The following is a 19,280-nucleotide window of genomic DNA, read 5'->3' on the forward strand; positions in this document are numbered from 1 at the left end:
TCGTCACGGGCCAGCACCGAAATCGCGGCCGGCGGGCCGGGGCGCCGCACCCCGGAAGCGGCCGCCTGCTCAGAATTGCGCCGCCAGGGTGAAGCGCACCGCCAGCGGCTCCACCGGGTGGAAATGCCGGTCGGCGACGCCCTCCGCCGGCTCTCCCGGCAGGCGGGAAGCGTACCAGTAGTCGATCTGGCTGGCCTTGCTGTCGAACAGGTTGAACACGTCCAGCACCGCCTGCACGCCATTCGTGAAGCGGTAGCCCGCCCGCGCATTCACCAGCGCGGTGTCGCGGGACCGGGCGGTGTTCTCCTCGTTCAGCGGCCGGGCGCCAAACCAGCGCAGGCGCAGCGCGCCGAACCAGCCCAGGCCGTCATCCACCGTCACGCCGGCGCTGGCGACGAAATTCGGCGCGCCCGGGATGTGCCGCCCCGGCCCCGGCGCATCGGAGAAGCGGGCGCGGGTCACGGCGATGTCCGCCTCCAGCCCCAGCCAGGGCAAAGGCCGCCAGTCATTCGTCCATTCCACGCCGATCCGCCGGCTCGGCCGGCTGGCCTCCGTGGTGCCGGCATCGCCGACGAAGAGGATCTCCGAGCCCAAGGTCAGCACGAAGACCGCCAGCCGCGTGTCCAGCCCGGGGATGGCGCGGCTCGCCACCCCGATCTCCGCCCCCTTGGCCCTGACCAGCAGCGGCACGCGGGAGAGCGGGGTCAGCCGGTCCGTCGGGTCCACCCGGATGGTGGCGCCGCGCAGATCATTGCTGTGAAAGCCCATGCCGGCGTTGAGGAAGAACTCGGTCCCCCACCACGGGCCGAGGACCAGCCCGCCCTTGGGGCTGAACATCCATTCCCCGGCGCTGCCGGAATTCTCCGCCGTATCGCTGCGCACGCGCCCGCCCATCCAGTCGCCGCGCAGCCCGGCGGTGGCGCGCAGCCAGGGCGTGGGCCGCACCGTGGTCTCGGCGAAGAGGCCGACGCTCTGCTGGCTGACGCGATCCTCCCGCACCGGCGCCAGCAGGGCGCGGCCGGCGCTGCGGAACAGGCCGAGGCGGATCTCGTCGAACCGCGCCTGCACCCCGAAGCGCGTCTCCGCCGCCCGCCCGAAGGCCTGCCAGGGAATGCGGTGCGCCAGCTCCCCGCCCCAGACCCAGCGGCGGTCGCGCTGGTTGAACTGGTCGCCATTCTCCGGGTCGTCGAGGAAATAGGTGAAGTCGTTGTAAAGCGAGAGGGTGGAGCGGATGGCATAGGCGCTGAGGCTGGTGGTGCCGTAGTCGCCGGTGCCCGCCCAGCGGCCGGAGAGGCTGAAGCGTTCGGCCTTGCCGCCATCGGTTGGGCTCAGCGTGCCGAAGCGGTCGATCAGCCCGGCGGAGACGGCACGGGCCGGCACCTGGTCCGTGGACCGCCAATGGCTGGTATAGGCCATGCCGGTCAGGCTGAAGCCGTCCTCCGCCGTGCCCTGGGTGAAGCGCAGCAGCCCGTTGAGGCGGGCCAGCGCGTCGCCGCGCTGCCAGGGGCCGTCATAGGCAACGGCCTCCCCCGCCGCGGTCAGGGTGCCAGCGCCGAGCGGGGCGGAGCCGGCGGCGAGGCCGCGCCAATAGCCGAAGCTGCCGACCGTGGCCTGCACCAAGGCACGGTCCAGCCGGTCCACCAGGCCGAGGTTCAGCGCGCCGGCGGTGGCGAAATCGCCCTCATCCGCGAAGTAGGGGCCCTTGCGCACCCGCAGGCCGCCGAGGAGTTCCGGGATGATGAAATTGAGGTCGGCATAGCCCTGGCCATGGCCATGGGTGCGCATGTTCACCGGCATGCCGTCCAGCGTGATGGCGAGGTCGGTGCCGTGATCCAGGTTGAAGCCGCGGAGGAAGTACTGGTTGGCCTTACCCTCCCCGCTGTGCTGGGTGACGATGAGGCCGGGGGTGGCTTCCAGCACCTCGCCGATGCGGGCGATGGGGCGGGCGGCGAGTTCCTCCCGCGTCAGCTCCCGCTCGCTGGCGGCGGCGGGGGCCTGGGCGGGGGCGGTCACCTCGATGGGTGGCAGGGTGGCGGTCTGGGCCAGGGCGGGGGCGCCGCCGCAAAGGGTCAACACCCCAGCCCAGCCGAGTCCGCGCATGCCCGATCCTCATACGATTTCAGGGAAACATCACACGAGCATTGCGGGGACGCAATCCCCTGGGCAGGATGGCGGGGAGAGCAGGGGCAGGCCCTGGGGGGACCAGCATGGAACGCATCACCATCACCATCGAGGAGGAACTGTTGGCGACGGTGGATGCGCTGGTGGCGCGGCATGGCTACGCCAGCCGGTCCGAGGCGATGCGCGACCTGCTGCGCCAGGCGGCGGCGCGGGAGGCGGCGCCGGAGACGCAATGCATCGCCACGCTGAGCTATGTGTACGACCATGCGGTGCGGGATCTGCCGCGGCGGCTGGCGCAGGCGCAGCACGCGCATCACGACCTCAGCATCGCCAGCATGCATGTGCATCTGGACCACGACGCCTGCCTGGAGGTGGCGGTGCTGCGCGGCGCCTCCGGCGCGGTGCGGCGCTTCGCGGATGCGGTGACGAGCCAGCGCGGGGTGCGGCACCACGCGCTGCATCTGGTGCCGGCGCGGGTGGAGGAGGCGCGGCACGACCATGGGGCGGGGGCGCATCGGCATACGCATATTTCGGCGTGAGACTGCGCTTTTCATTCTCAAGGACGCCGTCGCGTGCGGGCGCGCTCAGCGCGCTCGACGGTGTCGAAGGCGCCGATGGGCGCCTTCAATCCACGAAGCGGCAGCGCTACCCGATGACGCGATCCCTGTAGCTCTGCTTCAGCTCCGCCTTCCACAATTTGCCGGTGGCGGTATGCGGCAGGCTCTCCACGAACTCCACCGCATCCGGAATCCACCACTTCGCCACCTTGCCCTCATAGAAGGCGAGGATCTCCTCGGCACTCGGCGTCATGCCCGGCTTGGGCTGCACCAGCAGCAGCGGGCGTTCGTCCCATTTCCGGTGGCGCACGGGGATCACCGCCGCCTCCGCCACCGCCGGATGCCCCATGATGAGGTTCTCCAGCGTGATGGAGCTGATCCACTCCCCGCCCGACTTGATGACATCCTTCGCCCGATCGACGATCTCCATGCAGCCCAGCGCATCCACCGTCACCACGTCGCCGGTGCGGAACCAGCCATCCGCCGTATGCGCCGGGTCGCCCGGGCGGTTGAAATAGGCGCTCGCCACCCAGGGGCCGCGCACTTCCAGCTCCCCGAAGGCGACGCCGTCATGCGGGATCTCCTGCCCATTGCCGTCGCGCACCCGGATCTCCACGCCGAACAGCGCCCGCCCCTGCTTCCGCGCGTAGTCGAGGAAGCGGTCCGCGTCCCAATCCGCATTCTCCGGCTTCCGCGCATTGGTGGTGCCGAGCGGGCTGGTCTCCGTCATCCCCCAGGCATGCAGGATGGAGACGCCGTATTCCTTCAGGAAGCCGGCATTGATCGCGGTCGGCAGCGCCGTGCCGCCCACCACCAGCCGCGGCGGCCGCGTGAAGCGGCGCGCGGGCTCCGCCCGCAGCCATTGCAGCAGCGCGGTCCAGATGGTCGGCACGCCGGCGGAGAAGGTCACGCCCTCCTCCTCGAACAGCCGGTGCAGGCTGGCAGGATCCAGCTTCATCCCCGGCAGCGCCAGGGAAGCCCCGGCCGCGGCGGCGGAATAGGGAATGCCCCAGCCATTCACATGGAACATCGGCACCACCGGCATCACCACATCCGTGGCGCCGATATTGAAGCAATCCCGCTGCAGCGTGCTGATGGCGTGCAGCACGGTGGAGCGGTGCGAATACAGCACCCCCTTCGGCTCCCCCGTGGTGCCGGAAGTGTAGCAGAGCGAGGACGCCGCCCGCTCATCCAGATCCGGCCAGGGGAAGTGCTCGGGCTCGCCGGCGATCAGCTCCTCCTGGCTCAGCACCTCGAAGCGCGCGCGCAGCGAGCACTCGGCGGGGATCTGCGAGGCATCGCCCATGATGACGATGGTCTTGAGGCTCTCCGGCAGCTTGTCCGCCAGCGCTTCCGCCCCGGCGACCAGGGTAGGATCGACGAACAGATGCGTGTCCGCCGCATCCGCCAGGATGTAGCCGATCTGCCCCGGGAAGAGCCGCGGATTGACCGTGTGCAGCACCGCCCCCATGCCGGAGACGCCGTAATAGCATTCCAGATGGTGGTGCCCGTTCCAGGCCAGGGTGGCGATGCGCTCCCCCCGCTGCACGCCGCGCTTCGTCAGCGCATGGGCGAGCTGGGCGGCGCGGGCGGCGATCTGCGGCCAGGTGTGGCGGGCCAGGCTGCCATCCGCCCGGGCGGAGACGATCTTCGCCCCGCCATGGTGCCGCGCCGCATGCTCCAGCAGGGCGGAAATCAGCAGCGGGCGGTCCTGCATCAGCCCCAGCATCTCGGTCGTCTCCCGGTTGTCTCGCCCGTGGCGGGCGTTGCCGCCAATATCGGGGCGGGATGTGGGCCGCGGCAAGGGCGCGGTGACCCGGGTGCCGGAAGGGATGCGTGATGCGAGGACCACGCCCGGTGCCTGGCACGTCCTTGCCGCCACGGGCCGTGCGGAGCCTGCAACCCATGCCCGTCACCGCCGGCTGGCCCGGCCCTCCCGCACGGGGATTGCGCCGGGCAGGCAGATGCCGCGTCAGGCCCGGGCCTAAGGTCGGGCGGGGACCGGCGCGCCCTCTCGCGGCCTGTCAGGCTTCTTCGGCCAGCTTCGCCATGGCCGCGCGATAGGTGGCGTCGAACAGCGCCTCGAGCCCCGGGTTGCAGCCGCGCAGCCCCACCGCCACCCGCCCGGCCCAGCCCACATATTCCACCCGCCGCGCATGCTCCCAGGCCCGCGGCGGGCTGGCCATGATGGCGCGGAGGTTGGAAATCTTGTCCGCCAGCTTGAGCTGCCGCGCCGCGGCGGATTTCTTCGCCGCCTGCCGCACCTGCAGCGCCTTGCGCACCTCCTTCGGCAGGCTCTTGTCGTCGGAGACCTCGGCGACGATGCCGGCCACCTCCTCGCCGAATTCGGCGGCGAGCGCCGCCAGGGTCACCGGCTCCGGGTCGTCGCTGCTGTCCTCCACCGTGTCATGCAGCAGGCCGGCGATCACCGCCACGTCCGGCGCCCCGTGCTCGGCCAGCAGCGCGGCCACTTCCAGCACATGGTTCACATAGGGCTCCGCCGCCGCGCCCTTCCTGGTATGGGTGGCGTGGACCCTGGCGGCGAAGACGGCGGCGCGCAGCGTGGCGGCAAGGGGGGATTCCATGCGGCCGGCATTCTCCCCGGCGAGGTGTCCGGGGGGAAGGGGTAGCGGGCGGGGGCTTCGCGCCCGGCCCCAGCAGAGGGCGCTGCCCTCTGCACTCCCGCCGGGGCCAGGACCTGGCCCCGGACCCCGGTCTGAGTTTCAGACCCGAGGGTTCAACCTGCCGACTCCCACCGGGGTCCGGGGAGGGGTCCCCTCCCCGGCGGGGTCCAGGGGCAGCGCCCCTGGCGGGGGTTTGGGGGCGGAGCCCCCATCGCCCCGCCCATCCGGGCAATGGCACCCCCCTCGCACCCGCCGCATCTCTCTCCCAAATGAGGAGCCGCACCATGTCCGACCTCACCCCCTTCGCCGCCCTCTCCCGCCAGCTTGCCGCCTTCACCGCCGCCGCGGCGGCGCGCACCTGCCTGGTTCATGGGCGGGACGGCCGTGCCCGCGCCGGCCTCATCTGGGCCGAGGACCAGGTGGTGACGGCCGAGGAGGCGCTGGAGCGCGATGACGACCTGGCCGTCACCTTGCCGGATGGCCGCCAGGTCCCGGCCAGCCTCGCCGGCCGCGACCCGGGCACGGACCTCGCTTTGCTGCGCGCTGCCACCGGTGCCCCCGCCCCCCTGGACCTGGCCCCGGCGGAGGGGCTGGAGCCTGGCCATCTGGTGCTCGCCATCGGCCGCGGCGAATACGGCCCCGTCGCCGCCCGCGCCCTGGTGGCGGAGCTGGGCGGCCCCTGGCGCTCCCTCCGCGGCGGCCGGCTGGAACGCCGCATCCGCCTCGACATCAAGCTCGACCCCGCGGCCGAGGGCGGCGCGGTGCTGGACCATGAGGGGCGGCTGCTCGGCATGGCCGTCCCCGGCCCGCGCCGCCGCGCCCTGGTGGTGCCGGTGGAGACCATCAGCCGGGTCGTTCCGCTGCTCGCGGCGGAAGGCCGCATCGCCCGCGGCTATCTCGGCCTCGCCCTGCAGCCGGTGCGGCTGGAGGAGGCGCCCGGCCGCGGGTTGATCGCGGTCGGCGTCGATCCCCGCAGCCCGGCCGGGGAGGCGGGGATCCTGCTCGGCGACGTGCTGCTGGCCTGGGACGGCATGCCGCTTGCCTCGGTGCGGGAGATGCTGGCGCGGCTGGACCCGGAGAGCGTCGGCCGGACCGTGGTGCTGGACCTGCTGCGCGGCGGGCAGAAGCGCCAGGCGCGCGTCACCATCCGGGCGAGGGCCGCCGCATGATCGCCACCCTGCAGGACCGGCCGCGGGCCACGCCGCGGCACCCCGCGGCGCCGCTGCGCGTGGCGCTGGACCCGCCGGACCCGGCGCTGGCCGCGCGCCTCGCAGGCCAGCCCGGGCTGCGGCTGGAGGAGGTGGACGCGGCCGCCGAGGCCGATGTGGTGCTGGCCGTCGCCGGCGCGGCCGGCGGGCCGCCGCGGCTGGTGCTGGCCGAGGGCGCCGCGGCCCTGGCCGCGCTGCGCGCCGGCGCCCAGGGGGTGGTGCCGCCGGAAGCCTCCGCCGCCACCATCGCCGCGGCGCTGCAGGCGGTGGCGCGCGGCCTCGCGGTGCTGCCGCCGGCGCTGCTGGCCAGCCGTCTCGGCGCCGCCCCACCCCTCGCCGGCCCGGCCGCGAAGGAGGCGGAGCTGACCCGGCGGGAGCGGGAGGTGCTGGAATTGCTGGCCGCCGGCGCATCCAACAAGGTGATCGCCCGGCATCTCGGCATGTCCTTCCACACCGCCAAGGCGCATGTGGCGGCGGTGCTGGCCAAGCTCGGCGCCGGCAGCCGGGCGGATGCGGTGGCGCGGGCGGCGCGGGCCGGGCTGGTGCTGCTATAAATTTGTAAATAAATTAGTGCTGTCTCGGGTCGACCGGTGCGACATATTAACGACTTTCACCCGATCCGCCCGCGGATGAACGGCTTATAGGGAATTAAACTTCCCGCTATCTTCCAGCGAATGTGAGAATTCGCCGGGAACCGTCGCGATAACGTAAGGCATTCCGTGGCGAACACGATGGCTTTCGGCCCGCGATCCGGTTTACGCAAATCCTATGCCGATGCAGAACGCCCAACCTGCCGATCCGAGGCGGTGGCGGCAGGGGGCCAGGGAGCTCCTCGCCGGGAAGGGCGCATTCTGGCCGCTGCGGGTGGCCGCGGTGGCGCTGCCCCTGCTGGCCTTCGCCCTCGCCACCGGCCAGAGCTGGCGGCGGGTGCAGACGGAAGCGGCGGCCGAGCTGGTCCGCCGGGTGGAATTGCTGCAGGAACATGCCCGCCGTGCCTTCGAGACCCAGGATGCGCTGCTCGCCGCGCTGCAATGGCAGATCCGGGGCATGCCCTGGCCGCAGATCCTGGCGGACGCGCCGCTGGCGGAGATGCTTGCCTATCTGGTGCGCAGCACGCCGGGCACCGGCAATCTCGGCCTGGCGGCGCCGGACGGCCAGGCGGCGCTGCAGGGCAACCCGCCCGGCCCGGCCCGGCCGGTGGGCCTGGCGGGGCGAGCCTTCCTGCTGCGGCAGCGGGGGCCGGCGCCCGGCCCCTATGTCTCTCCGCCCATGGCCGGCCCCGCCGGCGGGCGGCCCTTCTTCCATTACAGCCGGCCGCGCCGGGATGCCGATGGACGGCCGGATGGCGGGGCGCTGTGGACCAGCTTCCGCCCGGCGGATTTCACCGCCGTCTATGCCCGGCTGGTCGGCGCGGCGGGGGATGAGGTGGCGCTGCTGCGGCGGGAGGACGGCGCGCTGCTGGCCAGCTACCCGTCGCAGCCCGCGGCGGCCGATGCCGCGGCGCCGCCCACCCTGCACGCCGCGGACGGCCTTGCCGCCGCGCTGGCGGCCGCCGGGCCGGTGGAGGGGCCCTCGCCCTTCGACGGCCGCACCCGGCGCTACCTGGTCCGCCATCTGCCGGACCATCCGGTCTCCGTGGTCTATGGCCAGAACCCCGAGGGGCCGCGCGCCCTGTGGCGGCGGGAAGCGCTGAACAGCGGCATGATCGCCGCCACCGCCATGCTGCTGCTGCTCTGGCTGACCGCGGTGGCGCAGCGCCGCGCCCGCGGGGAGGCGGTGGCGCTGCAGCGCGGCCAGGCGGAGGCGGAGCGGCGGGCGGAGGCGGAGGCGGCGCTGCGCCAGACCCAGCGGCTGGAAGCGCTGGGCCAGATCGCCGCCGGCGTGGCGCATGATTTCCGCAACACCGTGCAGGCGGTGCGGGCCGGCGCCCGGTTGGCCCGCAAATCGCTGGAAGCCGGAGATACCCGCCGCGCCGCCGAGCTGCTGGAGATGGTGGCGACGGCGGCCGGGCGCGGCGCCCTGCTGACCGACCGCATGCTGCGCATGGCCCGCCGCGGCGCCCAGCCCCGCAACGCCCCGGCGGTGCTGGAGCCGGAGGCGGCGCTGCGCGCCGCGGTGGAGCTGCTGCGCCGCACCCTGCCGGCCGGCTACCCGGTGACGCTGGAGGTGGACCGGCGCGACCTGCCGCCGCGCGTGGTGGGCGACCCGGCGGAGCTGGAGGCGGCGCTGCTCAACCTGGCGCTGAATGCGCGGGATGCCATGCCGAGGGGCGGCCCCATCCGGGTGCGGCTGGAAGGCGTGCCGCCCGGGGCGCCGCCGCCGCTCGGCTTCGGCGCCAGCCAGGCCCAGGCGCGGATCAGCATGGCGGATAGCGGCATCGGCATGGACCCGGCCACCCTGGCCCGGGCGGCGGAGCCCTTCTTCACCACCAAGCAGGGCCATGGCACCGGGCTCGGCCTGGCTTCCGTCCGCGCCTTCGCCCACGGCGCCGGCGGGGCCATGCAGGTGACGAGCGAGGGGCCGGGCCGCGGCTGCACCATCCTGCTCTGGCTGCCGGCGGCGCCGGGCGGCGGCGGGGAGCTGGCCCGGGTCTGGACCGCCGCCGGCCTGGGGCTGCGGCCGGGGTGGGAGGCGGCACGGCCGGCCGGCCTGCCCACGGGCTGCACGGCCCTGGCACCAGGGAGGGCATCGGGGGGCGGTTGCCCTGGCCCCTGGCAAAGACTACCTGAGGCCGGGACTGCGGCCCGGACGACCGGGCCGGCTGCCCCATAGCCCTTAGCGCCTTCGCAAAGAGATCAATGAGCGACCCTGCCGAGAAGCTGCCCGACCCGTCCCAGACGGGCGCCCCCGAGACCGACCAGGCCCCGCAGGACCAGGCCCCGCGGGACCGGGCGCCTGGCGCGGCCGGCCCCGCCACGGAGGACCGCCTGGCCGCGCTGGAGGCCGAGCTGTCCCAGATGCGGGACCGCTGGCTGCGCTCCGAGGCGGAGATGCAGAACCTGCGCAGCCGCACCCAGCGGGAGGTGCAGGATGCCCGCCAATACGCCATCCAGAAATTCGCCGGCGATGTGGTGGAGGCCGCACAGAATCTCCGCCGCGGCCTGGAAGCCCTGCCCGCGCCGCGGGAGGGCGAGCCGGAGCTGCTGACCAAGCTGCGCGAGGGGTTCGAGGGGGTGGAGCGCAGCTTCCTCGGCATCCTCGAGCGCCATGGGATCGCCCGGCAGGACGCCCAGGGCCAGCCCTTCGACCCGGAGCTGCACCAGGCGATGGCGGAGCAGCCGGCGCCCGAGGGCGTCGCCCCCGGCACGGTGCTGCAGGCCTGGACCCCGGCCTGGACGCTGAACGGGCGGCTGCTGAAGCCGGCCATGGTGGTGGTCGCGGCGGGGGGCGCGCAGAAGGGTTAGCCGCCCCGGGCGAGCCGAAGCCATGCCGGCCAGGCCCCGGCGGCCGCCCAATTTTTCATCACACGGTGCCGATCCCCCCTTGTTCCGGGGAAGGGGCGCCAATACATCGCCAGCATCGCTGGTCGTCCGACCAGCGGCGCTCCACTGAAACCGCCCGTCAGGAAGCCGGCCATAAGGTCCGGCCCCTGGCCGGCTCAGTCAGGGGACGGGGATCGGCGCCTCTTCCGGGCCAGCCCCGCCCGCCGCGAAGGAGAAGTACGGAATGAGCAAAGTCATCGGCATCGACCTCGGTACGACCAACTCCTGCGTCGCCATCATGGAAGGCAAGGACGTCCGGGTCATCGAGAACGCCGAAGGGGCCCGCACCACGCCCTCCATGGTCGCCTTCGCCAAGAACGGCGAGCGGCTGGTGGGCCAGAGCGCCAAGCGCCAGGCGGTGACGAACCCGAGCAACACCCTTTACGCCGTGAAGCGGCTGATCGGCCGGCGCTTCGACGACCCGATGGTCAAGAAGGATATCGGCCTCGTCCCCTACAAGATCGTGCGCGCCGACAATGGCGATGCCTGGGTGGAGGTCGAGGGCCAGAAATACGCGCCGCAGCAGATCAGCGCCCATGTGCTGACCAAGATGAAGGAGACCGCCGAGGCCTATCTCGGCGAGAAGGTCGCCCAGGCCGTCATCACCGTCCCCGCCTACTTCAACGACGCCCAGCGCCAGGCGACGAAGGAAGCCGGCGCCATCGCCGGCCTCGAGGTGCTGCGCATCATCAACGAGCCGACGGCGGCGGCGCTCGCCTACGGCATGGACAAGAAGAACAGCGGCACGATCGCGGTCTACGACCTCGGCGGCGGCACCTTCGACGTCTCGGTGCTCGAGATCGGCGACGGCGTCTTCGAGGTGAAGTCCACCAATGGCGACACCTTCCTCGGCGGCGAGGATTTCGACGCCCGGGTGATCGACTACCTGGCCGACGAGTTCAAGAAGGAGCAGGGGATCGACCTGCGCGGCGACAAGCTCGCCCTGCAGCGGCTGAAGGAGGCCGCCGAGAAGGCGAAGATCGAGCTGTCCTCCTCCAAGCAGACCGAGGTGAACCTGCCCTTCATCACCGCCGACGCCTCCGGGCCGAAGCACCTGGTGATGACGCTGACCCGGGCGAAGCTGGAGGCGCTGGTCGATGACCTGATCCAGCGGACCCTTGAGCCCTGCAAGCAGGCGCTGAAGGATGCGCAGCTCACCGCCGGGGAGATCGACGAGGTGATCCTGGTCGGCGGCATGACCCGCATGCCCAAGGTCATCGAGGTGGTGAAGCAGTTCTTCGGCAAGGAGCCGGCCCGCAACGTCAACCCGGACGAGGTCGTCGCCATCGGCGCCGCCATCCAGGGCGGCGTGCTGAAGGGCGAGGTGAAGGACGTCCTGCTGCTCGACGTGACCCCGCTGTCGCTGGGCATCGAGACGCTGGGCGGCGTGTTCACCCGGCTGATCGACCGCAACACGACGATCCCGACCAAGAAGTCGCAGGTGTTCTCCACGGCGGATGACAACCAGACCGCGGTGACCATCAAGGTCTTCCAGGGCGAGCGGGAGATGGCCGCCGACAACAAGCTGCTCGGCAATTTCGACCTGCAGGGCATCCCGCCGGCGCCGCGCGGCGTGCCGCAGATCGAGGTCACCTTCGACATCGACGCCAACGGCATCGTCTCGGTTCAGGCGCGGGACAAGGCGACCGGCAAGGAGCAGCAGATCAAGATCCAGGCCCGGTCCGGCCTCTCGGATGCGGATATCGAGCGGATGGTGAAGGAGGCGGAAGCGAATGCGGAAGCCGACAGGAAGCGCCGCGAGCAGGTGGAATCCCGCAACCAGCTTGAGGCGCTGATCCACAGCACCGAGAGGACGCTGAAGGAGAATGGCGACAAGGCCGGCCCGGCCGAGAAGGCGGAGGTGGAGACGGCGCTGGCCGCCGCCCGCACCGCCCTCGAGGGTACGGATGCCGATGCCCAGCGGGAGGCCGGGGAGAAGCTCTCCCAGGCCGCGATGAAGCTGGGCGAGGCGCTGTACAAGGCGCAGCAGGCGGCCGAGCAGGCCGCCGGCGGCGGCACGGCGGGCGGCCCGTCCGGCGGCGCGGGGGCTGGCGGCCCGGGCGGCGGCCCAGGGGGCGGCAACGACAAGGTGGTGGACGCCGACTTCGAGGAAGTGGACCCCACCAAGAAGAAGCCGAGCTAAGCTCGCGGAACCGCCGCGCTGTGAGGAAGGGTGGCGCCCGGTGCCCGCCCAGAGCACGCCCCGTCCGGCTGGGGACCAGCCGGACGGGAGGTCGTGCTCTGGAGGACATGGTGCCAGAGCAGCTTTGGCCCCCGCGGTGGAACCGCATGGCGGTTCCGCCGCGGGGGCGCTGCTCTGGGGCCGGGCGTATGCCTGTCCGGGGGGTGCGGCACGGGTTTCTCGCTGACGGGATCACAGCCTGACCATGGCCAAGCGCGATTTCTACGAGATCCTCGGCGTGCAGCGGGACGCCACCGAGGACGACCTGAAGAGGGCCTATCGCAAGCTTGCGATGAAGTACCACCCTGACCGCAACCAGGGTGACCGGGAGGCCGAGGCCAAGTTCAAGGAGCTGAACGAGGCCTATGACGTGCTGAAGGACGCCGAGAAGCGGGCGGCCTATGACCGCTACGGCCATGCCGCCTTCGATCAGGGCGGCGGCGGGCCGGGGGCGGGCGGCTTCCAGGGCGGCAACCCCTTCGGCGCCGGCTTCGAGGACATCTTCGAGGAGATGTTCGGCCGCTTCGGCGGCGGCCAGGGGCGCGGCCGGCAGCGCCAGGCCAGCGGCCGCGGCGCCGATCTGCGCACTACCGTGGAGATCACGCTGGAGGAAGCCTTCGCCGGCACCAAGAAGACCATCAGGGTGCCGAGCAGCGTCGCCTGCGAGGCCTGCTCCGGCACCGGGGCGGAGCCCGGCAGCGGCGGCGGGGCGCAGACCTGCCCCACCTGCCAGGGCGCCGGCAAGGTGCGGGCGCAGCAGGGCTTCTTCTTGATCGAGCGGACCTGCCCGACCTGCTCCGGCACCGGGCGGATCATCAAGAATCCCTGCAAGGTCTGTCAGGGCGCCGGCCGGGTGCAGCGCGACCGCACGCTGAACGTCTCCGTCCCGGCGGGGGTGGAGGACGGCACCCGCATCCGCCTGGCCGGCGAGGGCGAGGCCGGGCTGCGCGGCGCGCCGGCGGGCGACCTCTATGTGGATGTCGGGGTGCGGCAGCACCCGATCTTCCAGCGAGACGGCGCCAATATCTATGTCCGCGTTCCGCTGCGGATGACCCAGGCGGCGCTGGGCGGGGCGGTGGAAGTCCCGACGGTGGATGGCGGCCGGGCCAAGGTCAGCATCCCGGCCGGCACCCAGGCGGGCGACCAGTTCCGGCTGCGCGGCAAGGGCTTCTCCGTGCTGCGCAGCGCGGCGCGGGGCGACATGTTCGTGCAGGTCTCGGTGGAGACCCCGCAGAACCTGACGCCGAAGCAGCGCGAGCTGCTGGAGGCCTTCGAGCAGGAGGCGACGAAGAGCGGGAAGTCCAGCCCGGAGGCGGAGGGCTTCTTCGCCAAGGTGGCGGCGTTCTGGGACGGGCTCGGGCGCTAGAGCAGATCGCCGGAGGGCGGCATCGCCCGGAGGCGTGAATCTGCTCTACAATCCATGAGCTAGGGTGGTTTCGCGCTGCACAGTCAGCGTGAAACCGCTCTGGAGCGGGGCGGGTGAGCGCAGCTCAACCGATCCCGCTCTGGCCCGGGCGGCCGCGCGCGGCCGGTGTTCCGACCGCGAGGCGCGCCGGGCTTCCGGCGAGCATCGCGGCTGAACAGGTCACGGATGGCAAGGCCCGTGGCCTGATCCCAAAGGCTGCAGCGCCAGGCCGGCGGCCGGCGTCGGTCCCGCTCAAGGGCAGGCCCCTTGCCTGGGCCGCCGCGCGGCGGGGTCAGGGCGCCGGATCCTGCCGCTGCCAGTCCAGCGCCGTCGCCGCTTCGCGGAAGGCGAAGCGCAGCAGGTGGCTGCCCACCACCTCCTGCAGCCGGGCCAGGGCCGTGGCATCCGCCGCGGAGAGGCGCAGCCGCAGCGCCTCGGCATCGGCCTCCAAGGTGCAGAGCCCGTCGGGGAATTCCAGGCTGCCGCGATCGCCTTCCCGCACCGCCGGGATGCGGTGGCCGAAATGCGTGCAGAGCTGGCCGAGATAGCGGCCGGCCGCCGCGGTGGGGAAGCGCGCCTCCGCCACCAGCCAGGGGGCGGCCCCGGGGGCGGTGGGCATCAGCTCTGCTCCACCGCGCGCGCCGCCTCGTCCAGCGCGGCGGCGATGGCATTGGCGGCCGTCTCGTCCAGCCGGCCGCGGCCGAGGCGGAGGCGGAGGGCGAGCTTCAGGTTCTCCATGGCGCGCAGGATCTGCGGCGCGGGCTCGCCGCCATGGCGGTCCGCGGCCTCCGCCATGCGGGCCAGCAGCGCTTCGACCGCCGCCTGGTTGGCGGCGAGGAAGGCGCGGCCTTCCGCCGTGATGTCCAGCAGCTTGCGGGTGCCGCCCGGCTCGGCGCTGGCGGTGACGTAGCCCAGCTCCTCCAGCAGGGTCAGGGTCGGGTAGATCACCCCGGGGCTCGGGCTGTAGGCGCCGCCGACCTTCTCCTCGATGGCCTTGATCAGCTCATAGCCATGCCGCGGCTTCTCCGCGATGAGCTGCAGCAGGACCAGGCGGAGATCGCCATGGGCGAAGAACCGGCCGAGGCCGCCGCGGCCGCCATAGCGGCGATGGCCGAAGGGGCCGTCGAGCCCTGGCTCGCCGCGGGCGAAGCGGCGGTCCTGCATGTCGGGATGACGAGGGTGGCGGTGATGGCCGCAATGTGGGTGTCGGTGGAACATGATGCTCCTCCCTTCGAGTGTTTCAGACGCTATTTAGATATATCTAAACTCACTCGGAAGCAAGGGGCATTGCTGGCGGCAGGGGCGGCACGGCCTTTCCGCGGGAGGAAGGTGCTTCAGGGGCGCCTTCGGCACCGTCGCAGGCGACCTTGTGCGGGACCATGGGAGCCGTTGCCGCATCGAGGGATGCCGCGCAGCGGCACCCGGCGTCGTGTCGGAAGCGTGCTACTCGCACGACGCGCGGCTGCGTCCCGGGCGCGGCAACGGCTTCAGGACTGGGGCTTGAGGTGCGCGCATGCGAAAGCGCGCCTCGGCGAAAGCAGGTCGCGGTGGGCATCCGTGGGACAGGCTGCGCGGGCCAGCCCTCAGGACCGGGGCAGGGCAGCCCGGCCATCCGGCCATCGCGCACCCGGCCGCGCGGCCGGGGACGCGGCAGCGCGCGCCATGGCAGGCTTGCCAAGCGGTGCCGGACCACCCCATCTGCCAGGCTCGACCAGCCGGAGACGCTCCAGGAATGATCCATCTCACCCGCCGCAGCGCCCTCGCCTTCGGCGCCGCCGCCCTCGCCGCCCCCGCCCTGGCGCAGCCCCGCTTCCCGGACCGGCCGATCCGCCTGGTCATCCCCTGGCCCGCCGGCAGCTCCTCGGACGCCCAGCTCCGCTCCATCTGCGACCTCGCCAGCCGCGCCCTCGGCCAGCCGGTGGTGGCGGAGAACCGTGCCGGCGCGGGCGGCACGCTGGGCCCGATGACCGTCGCCCAGCAGGCCCGCCCGGATGGCTACAGCCTGACGCAGATGCATCTTTCCGTGCTGCGCCGGCCCTGGATGATGCGCACGCCGCAATGGGACCCGATCGCCGATTTCACCCACATCATCGGCCTGACCGGCTGGCTGTTCGGCACCGCGGTGAAGGCGGACAGCCCCTTCAAATCCTGGGCGGAGATGGTGGACTACGCCCGCCGCAACCCGGGCAAGCTGACCTACAGCACCAGCGGCATCGGCACCACCAACCACCTGGCCATGGAGACGCTGCAGGAACAGGCGGGGTTCGAGGTGACGCACATCCCCTTCCGCGGCGCCAGCGAGGGGGTGACGGCGGTGCTGGCCGGCCAGGTGGACATGATCTGCGACAGCAGCGTCTGGGCCCCCTTCTGCGAGTCCGGCCAGATGCGCGCGCTGTCCGTCTGGACCGCGGAGCGCGTCGCCCGCTTCCCCAACGTGCCGACGCTGAAGGAGCTGGGGCACGACATGGAGGTGACCAGCCCCTATGGAGTCAGCGGCCCGAAGGGCATGGATCCCGGCATCGTCCGCGTGCTGCATGACGTGATGAAGGACGCGCTGTTCCACGCGGAGAACGCCAGGGTCCGCGCCCAATTCGACATGCCGCTGGTCTATTACAACACGGAGGATTACCGCCGCTTCCTGACGGAGCGGGTGGAGTATGAGAAGGCGATGGTGCACCGGCTGAATCTCACCCTGGAGGGCTGAGGCCACCGCCTGGCGCCGGGTGCGGCGAGGGGGTTGCCGGCCGCCGGGAGGCGATGCGGCTGGGGCGCGGGGGGCGGCCCTGTCTGGTTGCCCCCGGCCCTGGCCATCAGCGCCGCGCCCCGGCGGCACCCCGTCCCCGCGCCGCCCCTACTACTGCCGCACCGTCCCGGTGCGCGCATCCACCGCCAGCTCCACCGCCGCGCCCTCCCGCTTCGCGCGCAGGCGGATCATATCGCCCTCGCGGCCCAGCGGCTGCACCTCCGTATAGCCGCGGTCGCGCAGCATGGCCGCGGCCTCCCGCTCGGTCAGGGGCGGGGTCTCGCGCGGCAGGCCGGTCAGCGCGTCCAGCCGCAGGTTCTGCACCGGCTGGCCGTAGCGCCTGGCCCGGCGCACCACGTAATCGCCGCCCTCCCGTTCCAGCCCCTCCACATCGGTGAAGCCGCGCGCCTGCAGGATGATGCGGACCTGGTCGGCATTCAGCCAGGCGGGTTCCTGGCCCAGGGCGGGGGCGGCGAGGAGGAGGGCGAGAACGAGGAGGAGGCTGCGCATGCCCGGTTAATCCGCCGGCCCGGGAAAGGTTGCATGGAACGACCGGACCCAGCGGCCAGCGGCAGCCCGCTGCCGCAAGGCCGCATGCCGGGCCGCCGGCGCCGCATGCATCTGCCGCCCCTGCCGGACGTTGCCGCGGACATGCCCGCCGATCTCTTCGCCGCCGCCGAGGACCCCGCCACCGGACTCCGCGCCCTGCGGGAGGAGCTGGCCAGGCGCAACGACCTGCCCCCTTGGGCGGCGCAGGCGACCCAGATGGTGTTCGGCGAGGGCCCGCCCGGCGCGCCGCTCTTCTTCCTCGGCGAGCAGCCGGGGGATGAGGAGGATCTGGCCGGCCGCCCCTTCGTCGGCCCGGCCGGGCGCCTCTTCGACCGGGCGCTGCTGGAGGCAGGGATCGAGCGGCCGCAGACCTATGTGACCAATGCGGTAAAGCACTTCAAATTCAAGCCCACCGGCCGGCGGCGCCTGCATCAGAGCCCGGATGCCGGCGACATCACCTATTACCGCCCCTTCCTGAAGCGGGAGATCAGGCTGGTCGGGCCGCGCCTGGTGGTGACGCTCGGCGCCACCGCGCTGCGGGCGATGACCGGCAAGCCGATGCCGATCGGCAAGACGCGCGGCGCGGTGCTGACGGCGCCGGATGGCATCCGCCTCCTTCCCACCGTGCATCCCAGCTACCTGCTGCGCCTGCCGGATGCCGAGAGCAAGGCGCGGGAATATGCCCGCTTCGTTGCGGATCTGCAGGCGGCGAAGCGGGAGGCGGCGTGACGCGCCGCACCGCCTTGCCGCCGCCAGGTCGGGGCGGGCCCTACCGCGCCGGCGGCGCCAGCACCTTGTCCCGGTAATTGCAATGCGCCGCGGCGACGCAGCGCCAGCATTCCGGCGCCCTGGCCTTGCAGACATAGCGGCCGTGCAGGATCAGCCAGTGATGCGCGTCCCGCAGCAGCTCCGGCGGGCAGCGCTGGATCAGGCCGTCCTCCACCTCGCGGGGCGTCCTGCCCGGCGCCAGGCCGGTGCGGTTGCCGAGGCGGAAGATATGCGTGTCCACCGCCATGGTGTTCTCGCCGAAGGCGACGTTCAGCACCACATTGGCGGTCTTCCGCCCCACCCCCGGCAGGGCTTCCAGCGCCGCCCGGTCGCGCGGCACCTCGCCGCCATGCTTCTCGACGAGCTGGGCCGCCAGGGCGGCGACGTTCTTCGCCTTGCCCTGCCAGAGGCCGATGCGGCGGATATAGGGGGCGATCCCCTCCGCCTCCAGCGCCGCCATGGCCGCCGGGGTGGGGGCGGCGGCGAAGAGGGCAGGGGTGCATTTGTTCACCGCCGCATCGGTCGTCTGGGCGGAAAGCACCACGGCGACCAGCAGGGTGAAGGGCGTCTCGTACACCAGCTCCGTCTCCGGCGCCGGGTTGGCGACGGCGAGCGCGCGGATGAAGGCGGCGGCCTGCTCCGCCGACATGCGCCGGGCACGGCGGGGGGCATCGGCCGTGCCGTGCAGCGGCGTGGCGGGCTTGGCAGGGGCGCGGGGCATGCGGGCGCTCGGGCAAGGGGGGTAGCGGGGAACCCCGCCTATCCCAGATGATGGCGCCCATGTCATCCCGTACCGATCCCGTCCTGTTCGAGGCGATCTGCACCCCCGCGCGCAGCCTGGGGCGGCGGGGGATGCTGGCGGTATGCCTGGCGCTCGGCGCGGCCTCGGCGCTGACCAGCGGCTTGTTCCTCTGGCTTGGGGCCTGGCCGATCCTCGGCTTTTCCGGCGGGGAGGCGATGCTGGTGCTGGGGCTGCTGGCGCTGCACCGGCGCTGGTCGGCCCGGGCGATGGAGGTGCTGGTGCTGACCGAGGGCGCCCTGACTATCAGCCGCACCGATGCCAGCGGGCGGCGGGAGGAGCTGGTGCTGGACCCCTACTGGACCCGGCTGCGGCTGGAGGAGCGGCCGGGCCGGGTCAGCCTGCTGGTGCTGCGGCGGCGGGGCCAGGCGATCGAGATCGGGCGGCTTCTGGGGGAGGCGCAGAAGCGCGACCTGGCGGAGGCGCTGGAGGGCGCGCTGCGCCGCTGGCGCGAGCCGGTATTCGACAATCCGCAATTGCGGGGCTGAGGCGCCGGGCGGCTGGCACGGCCCGGAGGGACTTCGGCCCCGGGGGGCGGGCACTGGCGCCCGGCCCGCGGGGCCCCGGCGGCGAACCCCGGCGGCTGGGACGGACCAAGGGCGGCCAGCGAGAGCCCGAGGCGGCCGGACCCCGCCCGTGCCGCCCGGCGCGGCTCCAGCGGCCTGACTGGTAGGGCGGCCCGGCGCGGCTACCAGCGGCTGGCCGGGGCCGACGGGACGGCATGAGCGGCTGGGGCCGGGGCATGGCGGCCACGCCATTGCAGGCGGCTTGGCTGGACCCGTGACGGCGCAGCACGAGCGGGTGCGGCCGGGTCGCGCGGCGCGAAGGATGACGGCCGATTC

17 protein-coding genes are annotated in these 19,280 nt (G+C 72.9%); 10 read left to right on the forward strand and 7 right to left on the reverse strand.

Going from position 1 to position 19,280, the window contains the following annotated elements; genetic code table 11:
• Positions 1-69: 69 nt before the first annotated feature.
• Positions 70-2,100 carry a TonB-dependent receptor gene (locus E5N76_RS15240; RefSeq protein ID WP_149538177.1) on the reverse strand — a complete coding sequence of 677 codons (2,031 nt, stop codon included), beginning with the start codon at positions 2,098-2,100 and terminating at the stop codon, positions 70-72.
• Between the two features lie 107 nt (positions 2,101-2,207).
• Here E5N76_RS15240 and nikR point away from each other — a divergent pair, with 107 nt between their 5' ends.
• A complete protein-coding gene (nikR, locus tag E5N76_RS15245) occupies positions 2,208-2,660 on the forward strand; it encodes a nickel-responsive transcriptional regulator NikR (RefSeq protein ID WP_149538178.1) in 453 nt (150 codons plus the stop codon).
• A 106-nt stretch (positions 2,661-2,766) separates the two neighbouring features.
• Here nikR and E5N76_RS15250 read toward each other — a convergent pair whose 3' ends face one another.
• Positions 2,767-4,407 (reverse strand): long-chain-fatty-acid--CoA ligase, encoded by a 1,641-nt coding sequence (locus E5N76_RS15250; protein WP_149538179.1) that lies wholly within the window; start codon positions 4,405-4,407, stop codon positions 2,767-2,769.
• A 295-nt stretch (positions 4,408-4,702) separates the two neighbouring features.
• On the reverse strand, positions 4,703-5,263 hold the full coding sequence (locus tag E5N76_RS15255; RefSeq protein WP_149538180.1) for an HD domain-containing protein: 561 nt from the start codon (positions 5,261-5,263) through the stop codon (positions 4,703-4,705).
• Between the two features lie 323 nt (positions 5,264-5,586).
• Here E5N76_RS15255 and E5N76_RS15260 point away from each other — a divergent pair, with 323 nt between their 5' ends.
• The 6 genes from E5N76_RS15260 (at position 5,587) to dnaJ (ending at position 13,540) form a co-directional block, all read left to right on the forward strand.
• Entirely contained in the window at positions 5,587-6,471 is an 885-nt protein-coding gene (locus E5N76_RS15260) for a S1C family serine protease (protein WP_187830187.1), read from the forward strand.
• A complete protein-coding gene (locus E5N76_RS15265) occupies positions 6,468-7,064 on the forward strand; it encodes a helix-turn-helix transcriptional regulator (RefSeq protein ID WP_149538182.1) in 597 nt (198 codons plus the stop codon). The genes E5N76_RS15260 and E5N76_RS15265 overlap by 4 nt, the downstream gene beginning before the upstream one ends.
• A 220-nt stretch (positions 7,065-7,284) precedes the next feature.
• On the forward strand, positions 7,285-9,282 hold the full coding sequence (locus E5N76_RS15270; RefSeq protein ID WP_149538183.1) for an ATP-binding protein: 1,998 nt from the start codon (positions 7,285-7,287) through the stop codon (positions 9,280-9,282).
• A gap of 26 nt (positions 9,283-9,308) precedes the next feature.
• Positions 9,309-9,914, forward strand: a complete 606-nt coding sequence (gene grpE / locus E5N76_RS15275; protein ID WP_149538184.1) for a nucleotide exchange factor GrpE — start codon at positions 9,309-9,311, stop codon at positions 9,912-9,914.
• A 262-nt stretch (positions 9,915-10,176) separates the two neighbouring features.
• A complete protein-coding gene (dnaK, locus tag E5N76_RS15280; protein ID WP_149538185.1) occupies positions 10,177-12,135 on the forward strand; it encodes a molecular chaperone DnaK in 1,959 nt (652 codons plus the stop codon).
• A gap of 244 nt (positions 12,136-12,379) precedes the next feature.
• Complete coding sequence (gene dnaJ, locus E5N76_RS15285; RefSeq protein WP_149538186.1) at positions 12,380-13,540, forward strand: molecular chaperone DnaJ; 1,161 nt, start codon at positions 12,380-12,382, stop codon at positions 13,538-13,540.
• Between the two features lie 331 nt (positions 13,541-13,871).
• Here dnaJ and E5N76_RS15290 read toward each other — a convergent pair whose 3' ends face one another.
• Together E5N76_RS15290 and E5N76_RS15295 are read right to left on the reverse strand one after the other, a co-directional pair.
• Positions 13,872-14,198 carry a DUF2218 domain-containing protein gene (locus E5N76_RS15290; RefSeq protein WP_149538187.1) on the reverse strand — a complete coding sequence of 109 codons (327 nt, stop codon included), beginning with the start codon at positions 14,196-14,198 and terminating at the stop codon, positions 13,872-13,874.
• Positions 14,198-14,743 carry a PadR family transcriptional regulator gene (locus E5N76_RS15295; protein ID WP_235907717.1) on the reverse strand — a complete coding sequence of 182 codons (546 nt, stop codon included), beginning with the start codon at positions 14,741-14,743 and terminating at the stop codon, positions 14,198-14,200. The genes E5N76_RS15290 and E5N76_RS15295 overlap by 1 nt, the downstream gene beginning before the upstream one ends.
• Positions 14,744-15,311: 568 nt before the next feature.
• Between E5N76_RS15295 and E5N76_RS15300 the strand changes: the two genes are divergently transcribed.
• Positions 15,312-16,283, forward strand: a complete 972-nt coding sequence (locus E5N76_RS15300) for a tripartite tricarboxylate transporter substrate binding protein (protein ID WP_149538189.1) — start codon at positions 15,312-15,314, stop codon at positions 16,281-16,283.
• Between the two features lie 150 nt (positions 16,284-16,433).
• On the opposite strand, the gene E5N76_RS15305 is transcribed toward E5N76_RS15300, so the two are convergent.
• Positions 16,434-16,832 (reverse strand): hypothetical protein, encoded by a 399-nt coding sequence (locus E5N76_RS15305; protein WP_149538190.1) that lies wholly within the window; start codon positions 16,830-16,832, stop codon positions 16,434-16,436.
• Positions 16,833-16,865: 33 nt separating this feature from the next.
• Here E5N76_RS15305 and E5N76_RS15310 point away from each other — a divergent pair, with 33 nt between their 5' ends.
• Entirely contained in the window at positions 16,866-17,600 is a 735-nt protein-coding gene (locus E5N76_RS15310; RefSeq protein WP_149538191.1) for a UdgX family uracil-DNA binding protein, read from the forward strand.
• Between the two features lie 40 nt (positions 17,601-17,640).
• Here E5N76_RS15310 and nth read toward each other — a convergent pair whose 3' ends face one another.
• On the reverse strand, positions 17,641-18,360 hold the full coding sequence (nth, locus tag E5N76_RS15315; RefSeq protein ID WP_408021708.1) for an endonuclease III: 720 nt from the start codon (positions 18,358-18,360) through the stop codon (positions 17,641-17,643).
• A 59-nt stretch (positions 18,361-18,419) separates the two neighbouring features.
• On the opposite strand from nth, the gene E5N76_RS15320 reads away from it, so the two are divergent.
• The gene (locus E5N76_RS15320; protein ID WP_187830188.1) at positions 18,420-18,926 is read left to right on the forward strand and encodes a DUF2244 domain-containing protein; all 507 of its coding nucleotides are present in this window, start codon (positions 18,420-18,422) and stop codon (positions 18,924-18,926) included.
• The last annotated feature ends 354 nt before the right edge of the window (positions 18,927-19,280 follow it).

Source organism: Siccirubricoccus phaeus, from assembly GCF_008360935.1.
GTDB classification, from domain to species: domain Bacteria; phylum Pseudomonadota; class Alphaproteobacteria; order Acetobacterales; family Acetobacteraceae; genus Siccirubricoccus; species Siccirubricoccus phaeus.